Annotated in this window: 14 protein-coding genes and 1 riboswitch; of the genes, 2 read left to right on the top strand and 12 right to left on the bottom strand. The window is 69.2% G+C overall.

The annotated features are described in order from the left end of the window. Positions 1-4: 4 nt before the first annotated feature. The 11 genes from ectB to BC102111_RS11340 form a co-directional block, all read right to left on the bottom strand. On the bottom strand, positions 5-1,318 hold the full coding sequence (gene ectB / locus BC102111_RS11390; RefSeq protein WP_101624370.1) for a diaminobutyrate--2-oxoglutarate transaminase: 1,314 nt from the start codon (positions 1,316-1,318) through the stop codon (positions 5-7). Positions 1,319-1,473: 155 nt separating this feature from the next. Beyond that, positions 1,474-1,968, bottom strand: coding sequence for a diaminobutyrate acetyltransferase (ectA, locus tag BC102111_RS11385; protein WP_308297886.1), 495 nt, complete (start codon positions 1,966-1,968; stop codon positions 1,474-1,476). 427 nt (positions 1,969-2,395) lie between these two features. Beyond that, complete coding sequence (locus BC102111_RS11380; protein ID WP_095375119.1) at positions 2,396-3,934, bottom strand: L-serine ammonia-lyase; 1,539 nt, start codon at positions 3,932-3,934, stop codon at positions 2,396-2,398. Positions 3,935-4,117: 183 nt separating this feature from the next. Continuing rightward, positions 4,118-4,516: a glycine cleavage system protein GcvH gene (gene gcvH, locus BC102111_RS11375; RefSeq protein WP_009377400.1), complete on the bottom strand. Its 399-nt coding sequence runs from the start codon at positions 4,514-4,516 to the stop codon at positions 4,118-4,120. Positions 4,517-4,608: 92 nt separating this feature from the next. Continuing rightward, positions 4,609-5,814 (bottom strand): glycine cleavage system aminomethyltransferase GcvT, encoded by a 1,206-nt coding sequence (gcvT, locus tag BC102111_RS11370; protein ID WP_101624368.1) that lies wholly within the window; start codon positions 5,812-5,814, stop codon positions 4,609-4,611. Then, positions 5,814-8,768 carry an aminomethyl-transferring glycine dehydrogenase gene (gene gcvP / locus BC102111_RS11365; RefSeq protein ID WP_101624367.1) on the bottom strand — a complete coding sequence of 985 codons (2,955 nt, stop codon included), beginning with the start codon at positions 8,766-8,768 and terminating at the stop codon, positions 5,814-5,816. Before gcvP ends, gcvT begins: the two co-directional genes overlap by 1 nt. A gap of 126 nt (positions 8,769-8,894) precedes the next feature. Beyond that, positions 8,895-9,034: riboswitch (glycine riboswitch) on the bottom strand. Positions 9,035-9,186: 152 nt separating this feature from the next. After that, a complete protein-coding gene (locus BC102111_RS11360) occupies positions 9,187-10,509 on the bottom strand; it encodes an MFS transporter (RefSeq protein ID WP_232252548.1) in 1,323 nt (440 codons plus the stop codon). 262 nt (positions 10,510-10,771) lie between these two features. Further along, a complete protein-coding gene (locus BC102111_RS11355; RefSeq protein WP_063250454.1) occupies positions 10,772-11,854 on the bottom strand; it encodes a phosphotransferase family protein in 1,083 nt (360 codons plus the stop codon). Then, positions 11,851-13,164, bottom strand: a complete 1,314-nt coding sequence (locus BC102111_RS11350; RefSeq protein ID WP_063250453.1) for an acyl-CoA dehydrogenase family protein — start codon at positions 13,162-13,164, stop codon at positions 11,851-11,853. The genes BC102111_RS11355 and BC102111_RS11350 overlap by 4 nt, the downstream gene beginning before the upstream one ends. Further along, positions 13,161-13,940, bottom strand: a complete 780-nt coding sequence (locus BC102111_RS11345; RefSeq protein ID WP_095375121.1) for an SDR family oxidoreductase — start codon at positions 13,938-13,940, stop codon at positions 13,161-13,163. Before BC102111_RS11345 ends, BC102111_RS11350 begins: the two co-directional genes overlap by 4 nt. Then, the gene (locus tag BC102111_RS11340; RefSeq protein WP_223289981.1) at positions 13,937-15,775 is read right to left on the bottom strand and encodes a class I adenylate-forming enzyme family protein; all 1,839 of its coding nucleotides are present in this window, start codon (positions 15,773-15,775) and stop codon (positions 13,937-13,939) included. Before BC102111_RS11340 ends, BC102111_RS11345 begins: the two co-directional genes overlap by 4 nt. A gap of 439 nt (positions 15,776-16,214) precedes the next feature. On the opposite strand from BC102111_RS11340, the gene BC102111_RS11335 reads away from it, so the two are divergent. Next, the gene (locus BC102111_RS11335) at positions 16,215-16,862 is read left to right on the top strand and encodes a TetR/AcrR family transcriptional regulator (protein ID WP_063250450.1); all 648 of its coding nucleotides are present in this window, start codon (positions 16,215-16,217) and stop codon (positions 16,860-16,862) included. Then, a complete protein-coding gene (locus BC102111_RS11330) occupies positions 16,859-17,344 on the top strand; it encodes a DUF1990 domain-containing protein (protein ID WP_063250449.1) in 486 nt (161 codons plus the stop codon). Before BC102111_RS11335 ends, BC102111_RS11330 begins: the two co-directional genes overlap by 4 nt. Before the next feature lie 295 nt (positions 17,345-17,639). On the opposite strand, the gene BC102111_RS11325 is transcribed toward BC102111_RS11330, so the two are convergent. Next, positions 17,640-19,499 carry an amidohydrolase gene (locus BC102111_RS11325; RefSeq protein WP_101624365.1) on the bottom strand — a complete coding sequence of 620 codons (1,860 nt, stop codon included), beginning with the start codon at positions 19,497-19,499 and terminating at the stop codon, positions 17,640-17,642. Positions 19,500-19,640: the final 141 nt, after the last annotated feature.

The raw sequence follows: 19,640 nt of genomic DNA, 5'->3' as shown, positions 1-19,640 counted from the left end.
GGCCTCAGGCCATCGCCGGCGCAGCCTCAGCTCCAGCCGGAGCGACCTTGAGCACCGAGGCTTCGAGGATGTCGAGTCCGGCGGTGAGGTCGGCCTCCGAGATCGTCAGCGGCGGCATGATCTTGACGACCTCGTCGCGCGGACCGGAGGTCTCGATGAGCAGGCCGCCTGCAAAGGCATCGGCCGCGACCTGGCCGGCGACCTCGGGGTCGTCGAAGAGCAGACCGGCGAGCATGCCGCGCCCGCGGACCGTCGCCCCCTCGGCCTTCTCAGCGATCTGGTCGAGGCGCTGGTGGAGGTGGGCGATCGTGTCGGCGAGCTGATTCTGGAAGCCGTTGTCGGCCCAGAAGGTCTTCAGCGCAGCGGTCGCGGTGACGAAGGCGGGGTTGTTGCCGCGGAACGTCCCGTTGTGCTCACCGGGCTCCCAGGCGTCGAGCTCGGGGCGGAAGAGGGTGAGCGCCATCGGCAGGCCTGAGCCGGAGATCGACTTCGACAGGCACACGATGTCGGGTTCGATGCCGGCGTCCTCGAAGCTGAAGAACGTGCCCGTGCGACCGCAGCCGGCCTGGACGTCGTCGACGATGAGGAGGATGTCGTGCTTCCTGCACAGCGCCGAGAGCTCACGCAGCCACTCGGCCCGGGCAGCGCGCACGCCGCCTTCGCCCTGGACGGTCTCGACGATGATCGCCGCGGGCTTGTCGACACCGGAGCCCGAGTCCTCAAGCACCCGCTCGAGCCAGAGGAAGTCCGGGGTCTCCCCGTCGAGGTAGTCGTCATAGGGGATCTTCGAACTGTTCGTCAGCGGGATGCCCGCACCCTCGCGCTTCATCGAGTTCCCGGTCACCGACAGCGACCCGAGCGTCATCCCGTGGAACGCGTTCGTGAACGAGAGCAGGTGCTGGCGCCCGGTGACCTTGCGGGCGAGCTTGAGCGCCGCCTCGACGGTGTTCGTGCCCGTCGGGCCGGGGAACATCACCGTGTAGTCGAGTCCCCGCGGCTTGAGGATGAGCTCTTCGAAGGTCTCGAGGAACTCCCGTTTGGCCGGAGTCTTCATGTCGAGCGAGTGGAGCACGGCGCCCGACTGCAGGTACTCGACGAGCGGGGCCATCACGGCCGGGTTGTTGTGCCCGTAGTTGAGCGCGCCGGCGCCGGAGAAGAAGTCGAGGTACTCGTTGCCGTCCTCGTCCCACTGCTTGGGGCCCTCGGCGCGGGCGAAGGTCGCCGGCCACGAGCGCGAGTATCCGCGCACCGCCGATTCGCGCGTCTCGAAGATGTCAGGGGTGGTCTCGGTCGTCGTATCAGTGCTGGTCGTCGTCATCGTGTGATTCCTTTCGACTGCTGATGCAGGCCGACGGGTCGCCGGTCGTCTGCGGGTGCGGGCGTCGGGCCCGGCAATGGTGCGTGGATGGTCGCCGAGGCGGTCGGAGCGTTCCAGACCACCGCCTCGGCGAGGTGTGCGCCACCCCTCCGCGGTCAGAGCGGGGCGATCTCGTAGAGGTATTCGGTGTCGTGGCCGTCCGGATAGAGGTCCGGGGTGAAGAGCGGCCGCCGGTCGAAGCCGGCTCCGCGCTGCTCGGCGAAGGCCTGGAACAGGCGGTTCGAGGCCGCGTTGTCGTCGGTGATCGTCGTCTCCAGGCGCAGGGCACCGGTCCGGTCGGCGAGTGCGTGGAGCATCGTCGAGGCCAGCCCGCGGCCGCGGAAGCGCTCGGAGACGGCGACCTGCCAGATCATCAGGGTGTCCAGTGACTCGGGTCGCGTGTACCCGGTGACGAACCCTGCGGGTTCGTTCTCGATCCACGCGATCGCCGAGGTGTCCGCGAAGTCCCGGCACCACAGCAGGTACGAGTACGAGGAGTTGAGATCGAGGACGGCCGAATCCTTCGCCAGCCGCCACAGATGCTGTCCGTCCTCCAGCGAGGGAGTCCGAACGTCGGTTTCCGTCTTCGGTTGAGCGAGTGCGTTTCTCACGCCCACCAACCTAACGAGATGACTTCCAGCGTCAATCTCGCCTCGGCGATTTCACCCCCGATTCGCCCCGTCGTAGTCGGGGATGTCACGACGATCGCGCCGCGAGCGCAGCGGAGCTTCCCCAGAGCATCTCTGGGGATCGCCGGATCGAGTCGTCGAGGCCGCCTCGGCGGACGTCTTCGTTATCGGTTCGTTACATTTATCGTGACATGGAACTCGAGTTCCAGGCGCTGGGAGCGGCCGGCGGCGTCACCGAGACGCCCGCCCGATCCCCGGACGGGCCGCTCTCCTCAGGGGCGGCCCCTCCCGAGGAGGATCCGATGCGAAAATCGACCCGTTCTCGAACTCGATCCTCCTCCGGACAGTCGTCGAACTTGGCCGGACGGTCGTCGACGGCCGCGGACGGTCGCCGAGGTGCCCGCGCGGATCAGCACTCGACGACGTTGACGGCGAGTCCGCCGAGCGCTGTCTCCTTGTACTTCGAACTCATGTCCGCACCGGTCTGGCGCATCGTCTCGATGACCTCGTCGAGGCTGACCCGGTGCTGTCCGTCGCCCCAGAGCGCCATCCGGGAGGCGTTGATCGCCTTGCCCGCGGCGATCGCGTTGCGTTCGATGCAGGGGACCTGGACGAGCCCGGCGATCGGATCGCACGTGAGTCCGAGGTTGTGCTCCATCGCGATCTCGGCGGCGTTCTCGACCTGCTCGGGGGTGCCGCCCATGACGGCGGCCAGTCCTCCGGCGGCCATCGACGAGGCGGATCCGACCTCGCCCTGGCAGCCCACCTCGGCGCCGGAGATCGAAGCCCGCTCCTTATAGAGGACGCCGATCGCGGCGGCGGTGAGGAGGAAGGTCATGATCGCCTCGTGCTTCGCGCGTTCTCCCCCGTCGACGACGGAGTCGACGTAGTTGAGCGCGTAGTGGAGGACGGCGGGGATGATGCCGGCCGCACCGTTGGTCGGGGCGGTGACGACCCGGCCGCCCGAGGCGTTCTCCTCGTTGACGGCCATCGCGACGAGGTTGACCCACTCGAGGTAGTAGCGGGGATCCCGGTCGGGGTCCTCGGCCTTGAGCTTGAGGTACCAGTCGTGCGCGCGCCGGCGCACCTTGAGGCCCCCTGGCAGATGCCCGGAGCGGTCGAGCGAATTCGCCGCGCACTCCTCCATCACCGAGTAGATGTGGAGGAGCCCGTGACGGATCTCGTCGTCGTCGCGCATCGTCAGCTCGTTGCCGAGCATCACCTCTGCGACCGAGAGTTCGTTCTTCCGGCACTGCTCGAGGAGGTCGGCGGCGGAGTGGAACGGGTAGGGCAGCTCTTCGCTGGCGGCTTCGAGTTCGGCGTCGATGACTGCCTCGGCGACGGCGAACTCCTGGTCCTCGTCGGCGTTCGACGGGTCGTCGACCTCGTCGTCGAACCCTTCGTCGGCGTCCTCGACGAGGGCGGCCTCGGTGGTCACGACCGCCTCGGCGGCCCTCTCCTTCTCGACGAACTCGGTCTCCGAGGTGACGAATCCGCCGCCGACGGAGTAGTACGTCTCCTCCGCCAGGGTCTCCCCCGCCTCGTCGAAGGCGGCGAGGGTGAGCGCATTCGTGTGCCGGGGAAGGACGGTGAGGGGGCGTTTGACCATGTCAGCCTCGGTGAAGGGGAGCTCGACGCCGTGGCCGGTGGAGTCGCCGAGGATGATCTCGCCGGTCTCGGCCATCCGGGTGCGGCGGGCGGTGAGCTCGTTGCCCTCGACCGTGTCGGGACGGCACCCCTCGAGGCCGAGGAGGATCGCGTCGAAGGTCCCGTGACCGGCACCGGTGGCAGCCAGGGAACCGAAGACGTCGACGCGGATGCTCGCGACGGACTCGAGCTTCTCGCCGAGGAGGTCGAGGAAGCTCGCGGCCGCGCGCATCGGACCCACGGTGTGGGAGCTCGACGGGCCGATGCCGACGGTGAAGAGGTCGAAGACGCTCAGAGGCATGGTGTCCTTCCCTGGAACGGTCATGTGCGGGAACGACAAGGTCGGCCGCATCCGGACGCTTGCGGATATGACCGACCCTGTCGTTTTCGGTTCGCAGAACCCGCTTCCGACGGCGCTGGGGCCGCCTGGCACGGGTTCCGCACGGTGGGGTGGGCGCTGCGGCGTCCCACCCACCCTGCTGGTCTACAGCGAGTTGTTCTTCGCGTAGCTGTCGGCGTCCATGACGACACCGACCTCGTCGACGTTGACCTCGAAGAGCCAGCCCTCGCCGTAGGGATCGGAGTTGACGAGCCCGGGAGAGTCGAGGACCTTCTGGTTGATCGAGGTGACCTCGCCGCCGACGGGCGAGTAGAGGTCGGAGACCGACTTCGTCGACTCGACCTCGCCGCAGGTCTCGCCGGCCTTGACGCCGTCGCCGACGCTCGGCAGATCGAGGTAGACGACTTCGCCGAGGGCATCGGCGGCGACGGCGGTGATGCCGATCTTCACGGTCTGTCCGGCGATCGTGTCGGGGCCCTGGTTGACCCATTCGTGCTCAGCGGAGTACGAGAAGTCCTTCGGAAGTGCAGGCAGATCAGCCATGATCTTCCCTTTCTGCTGTCGAACAGCGGTTGTGGCGAGCAGGTGTGACCAGTGTACGAGCCGCGCGGGCAAGTCTCACCGGTTCCGACAGGTCAGTTTTCCGAACGCCGGTAGAACGGCAGCTCGACCACGGTGAACTCGTGGGCCTTGCCGCGGATGTCGACTTCGACCTCGGTGCCCGGCACCGCCAGGCCACGGTCGAGGTACGCGAGCGCGATGGGATGGCCGAGCGTCGGGGAGGGCTGTCCCGAGGTGACGACACCCACCTCGGCGCCGTCGGAGAGGATCACCGAACCCGACCGGGCAGCGCGACGTCCCGTCGCGGTGAGGCCGACGAGGATGCGCTCGGGTTCGGTCTCCCCGAGGGCGGCCAGCGCGTCCCGGGCGACGAACTCACCCTTGGTCTTGAACCCGATCATCCGGCCGAGGCCCGCGTCGTACGGGGTCGTCGAGAGGGTGAGCTCGTTGCCGTAGAGCGGCATGCCCGCCTCGAGGCGCAGCGAGTCCCTCGCCGCGAGACCGCAGGGCACGAGCCCGTGGTCGGCACCGGCGGTGACGAGCGTGTCCCACAGGCGCTCGGCCCCGATGTTGGGCACGTAGAGTTCGAACCCGTCCTCACCGGTGTAGCCGGTGCGGGCGAGGATGAGGTCGATGCCGGCGATCGTCAGCGGCATCCACGCGTAGTAGCCGAGCTGGTCGACGGCCTCGCCGACGGTGATCGTCCCGGAGGGATCCTCGTCGCTCGTCGTCGTCCGCGGCCCGAACTCCCCCTTGGCACCCTCGTCGAGGGCGGCGAGGATGATGGCCTGCGAGTGCGGTCCCTGCACCGCGATGAGCGCGGTGTCCCCGGACTCGTCGAACATGCGGACGTCGGCGCCGGGTTCGACCTCGGTGAGGAAGGTCTGCAGACGGTCCTGCAGGGCCTCGACGACGGCAGGCGTGTTCGAGGCGTTGGGGACGATGAGGAACTCCTCCTCGCCGAGGCGGTACGTGATGAGATCGTCGAGCAGATACCCCTGCTCGTTGACGATGACTCCGTACTTCGCCTTCCCGACCTTCATCGACGAGTACTTCGCGACGAGCGCGTAGTCGAGGAAGGCTGCGGCACCGGCACCGGTGATGCGGACCTCGCCCATGTGGGAGAGGTCGAAGATGCCGGCGGCCTCGCGCACGGCGCGGTGTTCGGCGAGTTCGGAGCCGTACTTGAGCGGCATGTCCCAGCCGCCGAAGTCGGTGAACGTCGCGCCGAGCTTCGCGTGGGTGTCGTGGAGCGGGGTCTCTTTGATCTCAGCGGTCATCAGGCGGCCTCGGTCTCGGTGGTCTCAGTGGTCTCGGTCATCTCGAAGGCCTCGGGCGGCGGGCACGAGCACACGAGGTTGCGGTCGCCGTAGGCGCCGTCGATGCGGCTCACCGGCGGGAAGTACTTCGACAGGGTGAGGCCGGGAACCGGGAAGACCGCGGTCTCGCGGGTGTACTTGCCGTCCCAGTCGTCCATGACGACGGTCGCCGGGTGCGGAGCGGCCTTGAGCGGGGACTCCTCGTAGCTGTAGTCGGTGCCGATCGCGTCGATCTCCGCGCGGATGCTGCGCATCGCCTCGATGAACCGGTCGAGTTCGGCTTTGTCCTCGGATTCGGTCGGTTCGACCATGAGGGTGCCGGGCACGGGGAAGGCGAGCGTCGGCGCGTGGAAGCCGTAGTCGATGAGGCGCTTGGCGACGTCCTCGGCGGTCACCCCGGTCTTCGCCGTGATCTCGCGGAGGTCGAGGATCGTCTCGTGGCCGACGAGCCCGTTCTCTCCCGAGTAGAGGACCGGATAGCAGTCACCCAGCTTCTTCGCGATGTAGTTCGCACCGAGCAGGGCCGCCCGGGTCGCTTCGCGCAGTCCCTCGCCGCCCATGAGCTCGAGGTACGCGTAGCTGATCGGCAGGACGCCGGCAGAACCGTAGAGCGAGCCGGAGACCGGCAGGTCGACCGTCGACATGTCGCCGGAGACGAGGTCGGGATTGACCGGGTTGCCGGGCAGGTGCGGGGCGAGGTGCTCGCGGACCGCGACCGGTCCGACGCCGGGGCCGCCGCCGCCGTGCGGGATGCAGAAGGTCTTGTGGAGGTTGAGGTGGGAGACGTCGCCGCCGAAGTCGCCGGGCTTGGCGAGTCCCACGAGCGCGTTGAGGTTGGCACCGTCGACGTAGACCTGACCGCCGGCGGCGTGGACCTTGTCGCAGACGATGCGGACATCGGACTCGAAGACGCCGTGCGTCGACGGGTAGGTGATCATGATCGCGGCGAGCCGATCACCGTGCTTGGCGATCTTCTCATCGAGGTCGTCGAGGTCGATCGAACCGTCGCCGTCGGTCGTCTTGACGACCTGGACGTCGAGTCCGGCGAGGACGGCGGAGGCGGCGTTCGTCCCGTGCGCCGACTGCGGGATGAGGCAGACGGTGCGCTGCGGGTCGCCGTTCTCCCGGTGGTAGAGGCGGATCGCGAGCAGGCCCGCGAACTCGCCCTGCGAACCGGCGTTGGGCTGCAGGGAGACGCGATCGTAACCGGTGACCTCGACGAGGGAGTCCTCGAGGCGGCCGATGAGGGTGCGCCATCCCTGGGTCTGCTCGATGGGGGCGAAGGGGTGGATGGTCGCGAACTCGGGCCACGTGATCGGTTCCATCTCGATGGCCGAGTTGAGCTTCATCGTGCACGAGCCCAGCGGGATCATCGTCCGGTCGAGTGCGAGGTCGCGGTCGGCCAGCGTGCGCAGGTAGCGCATCATCGACGTCTCGGAGCCGTGCGTGTTGAACACCGGGTGGGTGAGGAACTCGGTGTCGCGGTGGAGGTCGGAGGCGAACTGCGGTTCCGGCACCTGGTTGGGTCCGAAGGTCCCCGCCGAGGCGGCTGCGAAGTCGTCCTCGCCGATCCGGGCGATGATGCCGAGGGCTTCGAGGAGTCCGTTGGCGTCGGAGACGGTGTGGGATTCGCCGAAGGAGACGCCGATCGTCGTCTCGTCGATGACGCGGATGTTGTATCCGGCGGCCTCGGCGACGACGCGGGCCGCTTCGGCGTCGGCCACGCGCAGGGCGACGGTGTCGAAGAAGTCGTAGCTTTTCACCTCGGCGCCGGGGGCCGTGTCAGCGGCAGCGGCGAACGCCTCAGCGAGGCGGTGGATGCGGGAGGCGATGCGGGTAAGCCCGATGGGGCCGTGGAAGACGGCGTACATCGAGGCGACGTTGGCGAGCAGGGCCTGGGCGGTGCAGATGTTGCTCGTCGCCTTCTGACGGCGGATGTGCTGCTCGCGGGTCTGCAGGGCCAGCCGGTAGCCGGGCTTGCCCTGAGCGTCCTTCGAGACGCCGACGAGGCGGCCGGGGAGCTGGCGCTGCAGGGAGTCCTTGACGGCCATGAACGCCGCGTGGGGTCCGCCGAAGAACAGCGGCACGCCGAAGCGCTGAGCCGAGCCGACGGCGATGTCCGCACCCTGCGAGCCCGGATCCTTGAGCAGGGTGAGGGCGAGGAGGTCGGTGTCGAAGGTGACGAGGGCACCGCGCTCGTGGGCGCCCTCGACGGCTGCCGAGAGGTCGCGGATGACGCCGGTGGTGCCGGGCTGGGCGCAGACGATGCCGAAGATGTCCTCGCCGACGAGTCCCTGCGAGAGGTCGGCGACGACGACGTCGAATTCGAGTGCCCGGGCGCGGACGTGGACGTTGGCGATGACCTGCGGATGGAGCTCGGAGTCGAGGACGACCGTCGACCCCTTCTTCACGGACCGACGCATGAGGAGGACCGCCTCGGCGACGGCGGTGGCCTCATCGAGGAGGGAGGCGTTGGCGATGTCGAGGCCGGTGAGGTCCTGGACGACCTGCTGGAAGTTGAGCAGGGCCTCGAGGCGTCCCTGCGAGATCTCCGGCTGGTAGGGCGTGTACGCGGTGTACCAGGCGGGGTTCTCGACGAGGTTGCGGCGGATGACGGCGGGGGCGACGGTGTCGTAGTAGCCCTGGCCGATCATCTGCGTGCGCATGACGTTCTGGGAGGCGAGATTGCGGAGGTCGGCGAGCACCTCGGACTCGGACTTGCCGGTGGGCAGGTCGAGGCCGTCGATCTGGATGGTGGCCGGGACGGCGGCGGTCGAGAGCGCTTCGAGGGACTCGTAGCCGAGTTCGGCGAGCATCGCCTCGGTGTCGTCGGCACGGGGACCGATGTGGCGGTCGGAGAACGGCCGCGCCGTGTCCCCGGTGGCCTGCGTGGTGTGGGCGAGTGAACTGGTCATGGCCGTCCTTGATCGGTGTCGCGCCCACCTGTGGAGGACGCACTGAACAGTGAGGGTCCTCCCCGATCTGTCGGATCACGAGCTCGCGGCACGGGATGCTGCGAGGAAGCGGTCCTCCAGATATGCCTGCAATCGGTGGTACTGGGCCTGAGAGTTTCCCGGGGAGGGAATTGCACCTACGGCGCTGCACTGCGGTCCGGGTCGCAGGCTCGGAGGGTGTCCGAGGAGCGATCGCGGAGACCGGGCAGCTCTCCCACGTCATGTCTTAACGGCGTATGAAATTGTCCGCATTCATTCTAGTGGCATGGCGCACTCGGCGACAACCGGCGAGGTGGCGGGGGCGACCGCTGCCGGCAACCCTCCGGGCGCTCAGCAACCCTGCGCCGGGTTGCCGAGCGCCCGGAGGGTTGCTCGGGACTCACACCTCGGCGAGGTCCGTGCCCTTCGTCTCCGGCAGGAGCGCGACGGCGGCGATCGTGCAGCCGCACAGGAGAATGACCCACCCGCTCGAGAGCCACGGCAGTCCGAACGAATTGAACAGTCCGTTGAGGTAGGGCGCGGTCCCGCCGAAGACCGCGACGGAGATCGAGTAGGCGAAGCCGATGCCCTGCGTGCGGACGGTCGTCGGAAACGCCTCGGACAGGACCGCGGAGAGCAGGGCTCCGGCCATCGCGACGACGAGGAGAGCGATCGACGAGGCGAGGAAGAGCGTCCATCCTGCCGAGGTGATCATCCCCATGAGCGGGTACTGGAGGGCCGCCATGAGCACCCCGAATCCGATGAGGACGGGGCGCCGACCGATCCGATCCGACAGGGCTCCCCAGAACGGCAGCGAGACGAGTGCGATGACCTGCGCACCGACCGTCGCCCAGTAGGCGGCCTGCGGATCCATCCCGCGTTCGGTGATGGCGAGCGTCGAGGCGTACGACGACCACGTGTAGTGGGCGGCGGTGATGCCGGCGGTCATGAGGACGACGAGGACGATCGACCGGGCGACCCGGCGGCGGTCGAGGGCGGGAGGAAGCGCCGGGGTCGGGTCGGCGGTGTCGGCGGCCGCCTCGGCGAGGGTGGCGTCCTCGGCCGCGAAGACCTCGCTTTCGATCATGCCCCGCCGCATCCACAGTGCGACGAGGGCGAGGAGGGCACCGAGGGCGAACGGGATTCGCCAGGCCCAGTCGGTGACCGCGGATTCGGGGAAGAGGTTCGTCACGGCACCGCCGACGGTGTAGGCGAGGACCGAACCGCCGAAGATCGCGGCGAAGACGATGCTGCCCCAGAGGCCGCGGCGGTGGGCGGGGGCGATCTCGGCGATGTACGAGTTCGCCGTCGCCGACTCCCCGCCGTGGGCGAAGCCCTGGGCCACGCGGACGATGAGGAGGACGAACGACGCTGCCGCCCCGATCTGCGCGTACCCAGGCATGACCGCGATGAGGAAGGAGCCTGCCGCCATGATGAGCATCGTCGTGATGAGGACGAACTTGCGTCCCCTGCGGTCGGCGATGCGTCCGAAGACGATGCCGCCGAGCGGGCGCATGAGGAAGCCGACGGCGAAGACGCCGAGGGTCGCGAGCACCGCTGAGACCGGATCGTCGCTGTCGAACATCGCAGCGGCGATGAAAGGGGTGAAGACCGCGTATGCGCTCCACTCGTACCATTCGAGGATGTTGCCGACGGTGCTCGCGACGACCGATCGCCGCTTCTCGCGCAGGGTCACCATCGTCCCTGTCGTCTGTGCAGTCATGTCTGCCTTTCCCGTGCTGGGTGGTGGTGGGTAGGTGGGTTCGCCGTGACCGAGGGAGGCGGCCCAGCGGGTGGTTCGGGTTCGGATTCGGGTGCGGAATCGGGCGGAGTCGACCCCGGAATCGGGTCGGGATCGGGGGCGGAATCGGGTCGAAATCGGGCGCACTCGAGGAGGGAACCTCGCCCCGGGGTCGCGTGGCCGCGGGGCGGGGGCGGTTGCCCCCAGAGGCGCAGGGCGGCCGGGTCGTCAGCGGCTCGGCCGCCTATTTGAGAGTCGCCGCCACCTCCCCTGCGACGTCGAGGAGGGCCGGCACTCCCTGCTCGAGCGCCCCGGTGAAACCCCCTGCAGCGGGAGCCTCCCCGGCGAGCCACCGGGTGTAGATCGCCTCGGAGAAGATCGCGGCCTTCCACAGCGCCAGCGCCTGGTACCAGGGCAGACTCGTCAGATCGAGTCCCGTCCGGTCCCGGTAGCGCGCGGTGAGCTCGGCACGATCGGGGAATCCCGGCCCGGAGGTCACCGGGGTGAGGTCCATGACCGTGCGCGGATGCCGCCCATCGGTGTAGGTCGCGAGGAAGTATCCGAGGTCGGCGAGCGGATCCCCGAGCGTCGACATCTCCCAGTCGAGGATCGCCGTGACCCGCACCGGCGCGGTCGGCGCGAGCATCGCGTTCCCCGCCCGATAGTCGCCGTGGACGACGGAATGACGCTGAGTCTCCGGCCGGTTGACCTCGAGCCACTCGCCGAGGCGGCCGACCGCGGGCAGCGCACGCCGGGTGTTCTTCTCCCAGAGTGTGGAGAAGAGCGCGACCTGGCGTTCGAGGTAACCCTCGGGGCGCCCGAGGGCGGCGACCTCGGCAGCGGTGGTGTCGACGTCGTGGAGGGAGGCGAGCTGGTCGACGAGCTCCTCCCCGAACGCCTGCCGCGCCTCGGCGGGGGCGAGGATCTCCGGCAAAGTGTCGGTGACGACGGTTCCGGGCACGAAGTCCATGAGGTAGAAGGGGACGCCGAGGACGGTCTCGTCCTCGCAGACGTCGATGATCTGCGGCACCGCGACTCCCTGGCCGCGCAGCACGTTCTGGATGCGTGCCTCGCGGACCATGTCGTGGGTCGACCGGGGAAGGGGCGGTCGGGGTCCGCGCCGGAGCACGACGTCGGCGCCGTCGCGGCGGATCCGGTAGGTGACGTTCGACTGGCCCTCACCGATCCGCTCCCAGCGGATGGGACCGGTGCCGATTCCGCGATCGTCGAGGTGGCGCGCGAGCGCGTCGAGGACGAGCAGCGGCGGGATGTCGAGGGCCGCGGCTTCGGCTGAGGTCTCGACGACGTCGACGAGCTGGGCGGTCATCGCGCGTCCTCCTCGGTTTCCGTCCGCGGGCCGGCGACGACGTCGAGGCGCGGGGCGCCGGCGGCGACCTCCTTGCGGCGGCGCGAGGACGCTCGGCGCGAGATCGCGAACTTGTGGGTCTCGGTCGATCCGTCGTAGATCCGGAAGGGCCGCACTTCGTTGAGGTACTGGATGAGCGGCAGCTCGTCGGAGATCCCGTCGCCGCCGGTGAGCTGGACGGCCCGATCGATGACACGATAGATGGCCTCCGAGCAGTGGACCTTCGCGATCGACGACAGCGAGTTCGCCTCGTGTTGGTCGCCGTCGAGGACGAGGGAGGTCTTCGCGATGATCGCATCAGAGGTCTCGATGTCGATGACCGAGGCGGCGATGAGCTCCTGGGCGAGTCCCTGTCGGGCGAGGACGTCGCCGAAGACGGAGCGGTGCTCAGCCCGGTCGAGGGCGATGTCGAGTGCCCGCCTGGCCAGACCGAGCCAGCGCATGCAGTGCGTGAGGCGGGCGGGAGCGAGTCGCACCTGGGCGTAGGCGAACCCCTTGCCCGGTTCGCCGAGCACAGCAGACTCGGGCACGCGGACGCCCTCGAAACGGACATAGGGGTGACCGCCGGCGATCGTCGTGTCGACCGTGTGGATCGACCGTCCGACCTCGACGCCCGGGGCACTGCGGTCGACGAGGAACATCGTCGCCTCCTGACCGCGGCGCTTCCCGGCCCCAGCCGAACTCCCGTTGTCAGCGGGACTCCCGGCCGCCTCGGCGCCGGACTCCTCCGGATCACCGTCACCGGTGGCGGCCATGACGATGAAGAAGTCGCAGAGCTCGGCCCCGGAGATGAAGCGCTTGTCGCCGGTGATCACCCAGTCCTCGCCGTCGCGGACGGCGCGGGTCGACAGAGCTGCCGGATCGGATCCGGCTCCGGGGTGGGGTTCGGTCATCGCGAAGCTCGACCGGACCTCGCCGGCCGCGAGCGGTCGCAGGTACCGCTCCTTCTGGGCTGCGGTGCCGATGCGGGCGAGCATGTGCATGTTGCCCTCGTCGGGAGCCATGCAGCCCAGCACCGCCGGCCCGATCGGCGAGTACCCCGCCTCCTGGAAGATCGGCGACCAGTGCTCGATGGGCACCCCGAGGCCGCCCCACTCCGTGGGCACGTGCGGGGCGAAGACGCCGGCGGTCTTCGCTCTGGCCTGCAGGTCGGCGAGGACCGCCTCGTCGAGTGTCGCTCCCGGCCTCGGCTCGGACGGGACGACGACCTCGCGGATGAAGGTCCGGGTCCGCTGCCGGATGTCCTCGACCTCGGGCGGCAGCGCGCTCATGCCGTGCCTCCTGCCGTGATGAGTCCCCCGTCGGCGGTGAGCACCTGGGCGGTGATCCAGTCGGCGTCGGCCGAGGCGAGGTAGGCGACGGCAGCCCCGATGTCCTCAGGGGTGCCGAGGCGGCCCACCGGGTAGGCCTGGGCGACCTCGTCCTCCCGGCCTTCGTAGAGAGCGGTCGCGAACTGCGTTTTGACGACGGCGGGCGCGACGGCGTTGACCCTGATGTCGGGTCCGAGTTCGACGGCGAGCGTGCGCGTGAGGTGCGAGACCGCGGCCTTCGAGACGCCGTAGAAGCCGATGCCTGGGCTCGGCACCTCCCCGGCGACCGAGGAGACTGAGACGATCCGGCCACGGTTCTCGCGGAAGTGCAGGCCGGCGTGTCCGACGGCGCCCTGCACCCACGCGAGCGTGCCGATGACGTTGACGTCGAGGATCTTCCGTGCGGCGTCGAGGTCGATGTCGATCGTCGGGCCGTAGACGGGGTTGATCCCGACGTTGGTGATGAGGACGTCGAGGCGGCCGAACCGCTCGGCGATGGTGTCGAAGACTTCGGCTCGGTGCGCGGGGTCATCGGACTTTCCGGCGATGCCGAGGGCGGTACCCGCGGGGAAGGAGGTGACCGCCTCGGCGAGGGGGTCGGGTCTGCGTGCGGTGAGGACGACGCTCGCCCCCTCGGCGGCGAGGCGCTCGGCGATGCCGAGCCCGATGCCGCGGCTGGCTCCGGTGACGAGGGCGACCTGCCCCTCGAACCTGCGACCGGTGATGGGTGCACTCATGATGTCTCCTCTGTCGGGGCTGGGGCTGTCGGGGCTGAGGTGGGCGGGTTCGCCTCCGGCGGGTTCGCGTCCGGTCGGTTTGCGTCCGGCGCGGTCGGCGGTCTCTGGTCCCGCAGCAGTCGCCGTTGGATCTTGCCGGTGTGGGTCTTCGGGAGGTCGGCGATGATGTGGACGATACGCGGGGACTTGTATGCGGCCAAGCGTTCGCGGGCGAAGGCGATGAGGTCCGGCGCGCTGACGGTCTGTCCGGCGCGGAGGGAGACGTAGGCGACGACGGTCTCGCCCCGGTAGTCGTGGGGCTGGCCGACGACGGCCGCCTCGAGCACGGCCGGGTGTTCGTAGAGGGCGTCCTCGACTTCGCGTGGCCAGACCTTGTACCCGGAGACGTTGATCTGGTCCTTGATCCGGTCGACGAGGTAGATCCATCCCGCGGAGTCCATGACCCCGACGTCGCCGGTGCGCAGCCAGCCGTCATCGAAGGCGCGCTCGTTCGCGTCGGGACGGCCGAGGTAACCGGGAGTGACCTGCGGGCCGCGGAGCTGGAGTTCCCCTGCGGTCCCGTCGGTGACGACCTCACCTGTGGCGATGTCGACGATGCGCGCGTCGAGTCCGGGGAATGGCACCCCGATCGCGAGCGTGTCGGTCGCCTGGTCGACCGGTGCCTCGATCCCCGCCGGCACGCCGATGACCGCCGAGGCCGTCTCCGTCATCCCGTAGATGTTGTGGACGTAGTGGCCGAAGCGGTCCCGGAACTTCGCGACCGTCGCCGGGGGCACCGGTGCGCCACCGGAGTAGAGGAGGCGGATGCTTCCGAAGTCCGCCGAGGTGGCCCCCGGATGTTCGAGGAGGGCGTTGAAGACCGTGATCGACCCGATCGTCACGGTCACACCGTCCTCGCGGATTGCGGTGACGATCTTCTCCGCATCGGGGCGTCCGACGAAGTCGAGGACGATCGGATGGATGAGCGAGGTCGTCGCACACGCGACGGCGCCGGTGATGTGGAAGAGCGGGGCGACGGCGAGCATGACATCACCGCTGCCCAGACCGAACCACTGTCCGCAGGTCTGCGCGACGCTGAGCAGATTCCAGTGCGTGGCGACCGCACCCTTCGCCGGTCCCGTCGTCCCCGAAGTGTAGGTGAGCAGCGCCGGATCGTCGAGGCCGGGGAGCAGGTCGTCGCGGAGTTCAGCATCCCTCGCCGAGGTGGGACGACGAGTCCCGAGCACCTCGGCCCACCCGGTCGTGGGGATCTCGGTCCAGTGAGGCGTTCGGGTCGTCCGTGCCGACGGGGAGTCGGACGAGACGGCGTCGACCGCCTCGCCGCCGGGGCCCGCCGCCTCGCCGCCGGGGTCAGGGCATGCAGCGGCGTACTCGTCGTCGGTCGTCGTGATGATCCACGACACCGAGCTCCCGGACAGGGACTGGGCGACCGCCTCGGCGTCGGAGGCATCGCAGATGAACCCGAGGGCACGGGAGTCGTCGATGAGGGCGCGGAGCTCGCGGCCGCGGTACATGGGGTTGAGGACGAGCGGGACGGCGCCGATCTTCCACGCCGCGAGGAGGGCGACGGCGAACTGGGGGACGTTCTGGAGGCAGATGCCCACGATCCCGCCCCGGTCGAGTCCGTGGTCGAGGAAGCCGGTGGCGAGCGCCTCGGCGTCGCGGTCGACTTCGCCCACGGTCAGGCGTCGGCCGCGGTAGAGGATCGCTGTGGCCTCCGGGTGTGCGGCGACCCGGTCGTGCCAGGCGTGGGCGACCGAGTCCCACGGCAGATCGGTCTGCGGATCGACCGTCTCGGGGTAGAGCGCCGTCCACACGGGTGCAGTTGCCGTCATCGGCTGGTCCGTCGTCATCGTTGTCCACTCCGTTGTCTCGGGCACCTCGGCACATCGCCGCTGCGCCCGACCGAGCGCTCGCTCGGTTTTCATGTAGCTTAGGTCACATCCTCGAGAGGCACAAGGGCACGACTGGTACTCGTCGCAGGGTTTGGGGCTCGTGGCAGGGTGTGGCACACGTCTTAGGGTTTGGCGCACGTCGTCGCGTGAGCCGCGGCTGCAGGCAGCAGTGAATTCTCTCCGGGTGAGTCCTCTCCGGGCGCCCACACGAAACTCGGCCCCGGGAAATCGGACGGAACTCGGCTCCGGGACTTCGGACGGAACACGGCCTCAGCACACTAGATTGGTACCCGGGGCAGCGTTCGGGTCGGACTTCGGCGACTGCCCAAGCACGCCCGTCGGCGGAATCCCCCTGCCGGCACGAGACAAGGATGACGCCGTGGCACCGTGGAGAACGTACGACACTCCCCTCCTCCCCCCGCTGCTGCGGGCTGCTCTCGACTGCTTCGTCCGCGGCGGGTTCCACGGCACGTCGATCCGCCAGGTCGCCCAGGCGGCCGGACTCTCGGTTCCCGGCCTCTACCACCACTTCGCGTCGAAGCAGGCGATCCTCACCGAGATCGACCGGTTGGCCATGGCCGATCTCTGGGAGCGGAGCACCGCGGCGCTCGCGGACGGCCCGCAGGAGCCGCTGCCGCGGTTCGACCGCCTCGTCGAGTGCCTCCTCCTCTTCCACGCGCACCAGGCCGACATCGCCTTCATCGCGTTCAGCGAGATCCGCAGCCTCCCCACAGAGGCACGCGACTCGCACATCGCGGCCCGGGACCGGCAGCAGATGCTTCTCGATGACTGCGTCGTCGCATGCGTCGACGCCGACGTGTTCTCAACGCCGTACCCGCGGGACGCCGCGCGAGCGATCACGACGATCTGCACGGGAGTGGCGCAGTGGTATCGGCCCGACGGTGAGCTCGATCCCGAAGGCGTTGCGTCACGGTATGGCGAGATCTGCCGTCACGCCGCCGGACAGGGTGCCGGTTCTGCCGGCGGCGGCACCTGGCCGCGCACTGCTTCGAAGGGATCGCAATGAACCACCTCGAGCACGTCCGCGACATCGGGCCGGCCGAGCTGTTCCCGCTGGCCAGCGAAGCGATTCTCACGTGGCAGTTGCAGGAGGGCGCCGGCGTCATCGCCCGCCCGCAGCGTCGGGTGCGGCCGGGAATGGTCGTCGACCTCTGGCTCAATCCGCGGTGGCCGGCTCCGCCGCTGCGGCAGCGCGGTGAGGACCTCGTCATCCCGGTCGGTTCGTGCATCGTCGTCGATGTCATCGACACCGAACGGCAGGCGGGCTTCGTCTACCGCACGCGGCCTGGGCATCTGGAGTCGGGCGTGCAGACGTTCCTCGTCTCCATCGACGATGACGATCGGCTCGTCGTCTCGATCACCTCTCGCTCGCTGCCGGGACATCCCCTGCTCAAAGCGGCCGCTCCCCTGTCCGTTGCGGCGCAGAAGATGATGGCCGCCCGCTACGCTGCCGGTCTCGAACGCCTGCTCGCGCAGCACGGGGACTGAGCGTTACCAGGGTTCGCACTGGACGAGTTCCGTCGCGTGGCAGCTACTGAGACCTCCACCGATCGCGATCCCGCTGTGCTCACTGCCTTGCGATGTCGCGTCGAGGTCGACGAAACGCCTGCGTCTGAGTCACTTTCCGCCCGATCAGTCGGTTCTTTTTCCGACTGATCGGGCGGAATGTGACTCGTCGCGGCCGGCAGGTGTCGGAAACCGATCGGTCGGGCGGAATGTGACTCGTTGCGGCAGTCAGACGGGCTGCCTGCCCGAGCAACGAACAGGACATCGCCTCCCGCCACTACACCGAGTGCTTGATCTCGCCGCCGACGACCGTGAGGAACACCCGCGCCTCGCGGATCGCCTCGGCGTGGGCGAAGAGCGCCTCCTCGGACTCGTAGCCGAGCAGACCCTCCGGCCCGGCCTCCGCCTCATCGTCGATGAGGCCCTTAGCGACGAACGGGTCGACGTCGACGACGATGAAGTCCGCGTCCATGCCCGGCGCCAGATACCCGCGTCGATCACCGAGACCGGCGGCCACCGAAGGGGCGTGCGTGTGCAGTCGCAGCGCCTCGACCGCCGAGAGCCGACGCCACGGCTGGAAGCTCGTGCTCGCATCCCCGGAGATGTCGGCCCTCGTCATCGCCGCGTAGATCGCCGCGAACGGGTTCGCATGCTCGACCGGCCCGTCCGAGCCGAAGATCACCTGCGCACCCGAGTGCACGAGATCCGGCCACGCGTACGCGGCGAGCTGAGCGGACTCGTCGACGAGGTGGAGGAGATGGAGGTCGGAGATGCAGTGCCGCGGCTGCATCGAGGCGGTGACGTCGAGTTCGGCGAAGCGCGCAACGTCCTCGGGCTGGATGAACTGGGCGTGCTCGATGCGGTGGCGCAGACGCCGCCCGGTCTTCTCCTCGACGGCGAGAGTGATCGGCCGCAGCCGCTCGAAGACGTTGAGCACGTGGTGGTTGGCCTGGTCGCCGATCGCGTGGATCGCCACGGAGATACCCACCTCGGTCGCGATCCGCGCCTGCTCGAAGAGCTCGTCCTCGCTCATCTGTGCTATCCCGTAGTTGAGGTGGGACTCGGCAACCGGCAGCGCAGGGCCGCCGTCTTCGGTTCCGACCGACGCCTCGGCCGCGGCCTCGCGCACCTCGGCCCCGTGGACGCCGACGCCCGCCGGCTCCGGTTCGGGATAGGGCGAGGACATGTGGCTCGTGTGCGAGCCGAGCGCACCGTCGGCGAAGAGCTTGACCCCACCGCGTTGCAGCCAGTCGTCCCCGCCGCCGGTCACCCACCCGGTCTCGATCGCCCACGGCACCTCGGGCTGGCGGAGGAACTTCGTCACCCGCAGATCCTGCCGACCGGCCTCCCGCAGATCGTTCCACCCCAGCGTCGAGGCGATTCCGTCGAAGTCGTGGATGCCGGTGAGTCCGAGCGAGAGGAAGAGCCGCTGGGTCGCCTCGAGCCGTTCGGCCTGCTCCTCCCGCGTCGGTTCCGGGATGTAGCGCATGAGCAGATCCGCGGCATCCTCCCTGATCAGACCAGTGGCCACGCCGTCGGGTCCGCGGACGATCTCACCGCCGGACGGGTCAGGGGCGTCGTCGTCGATGCCGGCGATCTCGAGCGCGCTGCCGTTCGCCCACACCGTGTGCAGGTCGATCGACCACATCGCGACCGGGTGGTCGGGGACCTCGCGGTCGAGCAGCTGCCGGTCGGGGTAGCGCGGGTCGTCCCAGCGGTTGAGGTCCCAGCCGGCGCCGACGACCCAGCTGCCCACCGGCAGCGTCTGGGCACGTTCGCGGATGGCGGCGACCGCCTCGGCGAGGGAGCGGGAACCGGAGAGATCGAGGTTCGTCAGCGAATCCGCGTACGCGACCGAATGCATGTGGGCGTCGATGAGGCCGGGGAGGATGACCCGGCCCCCGCAGTCGATCTCCTCGACGGCGGCTCCCGGGATGACCGCGGTCGCCCCGACCCCGCCCGCCGAGGCGAGCGCCGCCGTCGACGACGTCTGCGCGGCGGCGATGTCGAGGAGGTCATCGCGGGTGCCTACGGCGACGATCGTCTCCCCGTCGACGAGGATCGCGTCGGGCGGGGTCGCGGAGGGGTCGTCGTCGGGCGCGAATGAACGCACGACGGCATGGGAGAACAGGCGCATTCGCCCAGTCTAAGGCGCGATTCCACCGCTCTGTCGACCCCGCCGCGAGCCGCGTTCCGACTGCCTCGTCGGCACGGTACAGAGGCCCGGTCCGACCGCACCACCGGCCCGACCCAGATACGCGTTCCGACCTCCCGGCCG

Source organism: Brevibacterium casei CIP 102111, from assembly GCF_900169275.1.
Classification (GTDB): domain Bacteria; phylum Actinomycetota; class Actinomycetes; order Actinomycetales; family Brevibacteriaceae; genus Brevibacterium; species Brevibacterium casei.
Note: the sequence above shows the minus strand (reverse complement) of the source record. Positions and strands in the feature narration are given on the sequence as shown.

Excerpts from the sequence above, each read along its gene's own strand:
- BC102111_RS11355 (WP_063250454.1), bottom strand. The coding sequence starts at position 11,854 with ATGACCGCCCAGCTCGTCGACGTCGTCGAGACCTCAGCCGAAGCCGCG.
- BC102111_RS11360 (WP_232252548.1), bottom strand. The coding sequence starts at position 10,509 with ATGACTGCACAGACGACAGGGACGATGGTGACCCTGCGCGAGAAGCGG.
- ectB (WP_101624370.1), bottom strand. The coding sequence starts at position 1,318 with ATGACGACGACCAGCACTGATACGACGACCGAGACCACCCCTGACATC.
- BC102111_RS11330 (WP_063250449.1), top strand. The coding sequence starts at position 16,859 with ATGAACCACCTCGAGCACGTCCGCGACATCGGGCCGGCCGAGCTGTTC.
- BC102111_RS11350 (WP_063250453.1), bottom strand. The coding sequence starts at position 13,164 with ATGAGCGCGCTGCCGCCCGAGGTCGAGGACATCCGGCAGCGGACCCGG.
- BC102111_RS11380 (WP_095375119.1), bottom strand. The coding sequence starts at position 3,934 with ATGCCTCTGAGCGTCTTCGACCTCTTCACCGTCGGCATCGGCCCGTCG.
- gcvP (WP_101624367.1), bottom strand. The coding sequence starts at position 8,768 with ATGACCAGTTCACTCGCCCACACCACGCAGGCCACCGGGGACACGGCG.
- gcvH (WP_009377400.1), bottom strand. The coding sequence starts at position 4,516 with ATGGCTGATCTGCCTGCACTTCCGAAGGACTTCTCGTACTCCGCTGAG.
- gcvT (WP_101624368.1), bottom strand. The coding sequence starts at position 5,814 with ATGACCGCTGAGATCAAAGAGACCCCGCTCCACGACACCCACGCGAAG.
- BC102111_RS11345 (WP_095375121.1), bottom strand. The coding sequence starts at position 13,940 with ATGAGTGCACCCATCACCGGTCGCAGGTTCGAGGGGCAGGTCGCCCTC.
- BC102111_RS11340 (WP_223289981.1), bottom strand. The coding sequence starts at position 15,775 with ATGACGGCAACTGCACCCGTGTGGACGGCGCTCTACCCCGAGACGGTC.
- BC102111_RS11325 (WP_101624365.1), bottom strand. The coding sequence starts at position 19,499 with ATGCGCCTGTTCTCCCATGCCGTCGTGCGTTCATTCGCGCCCGACGAC.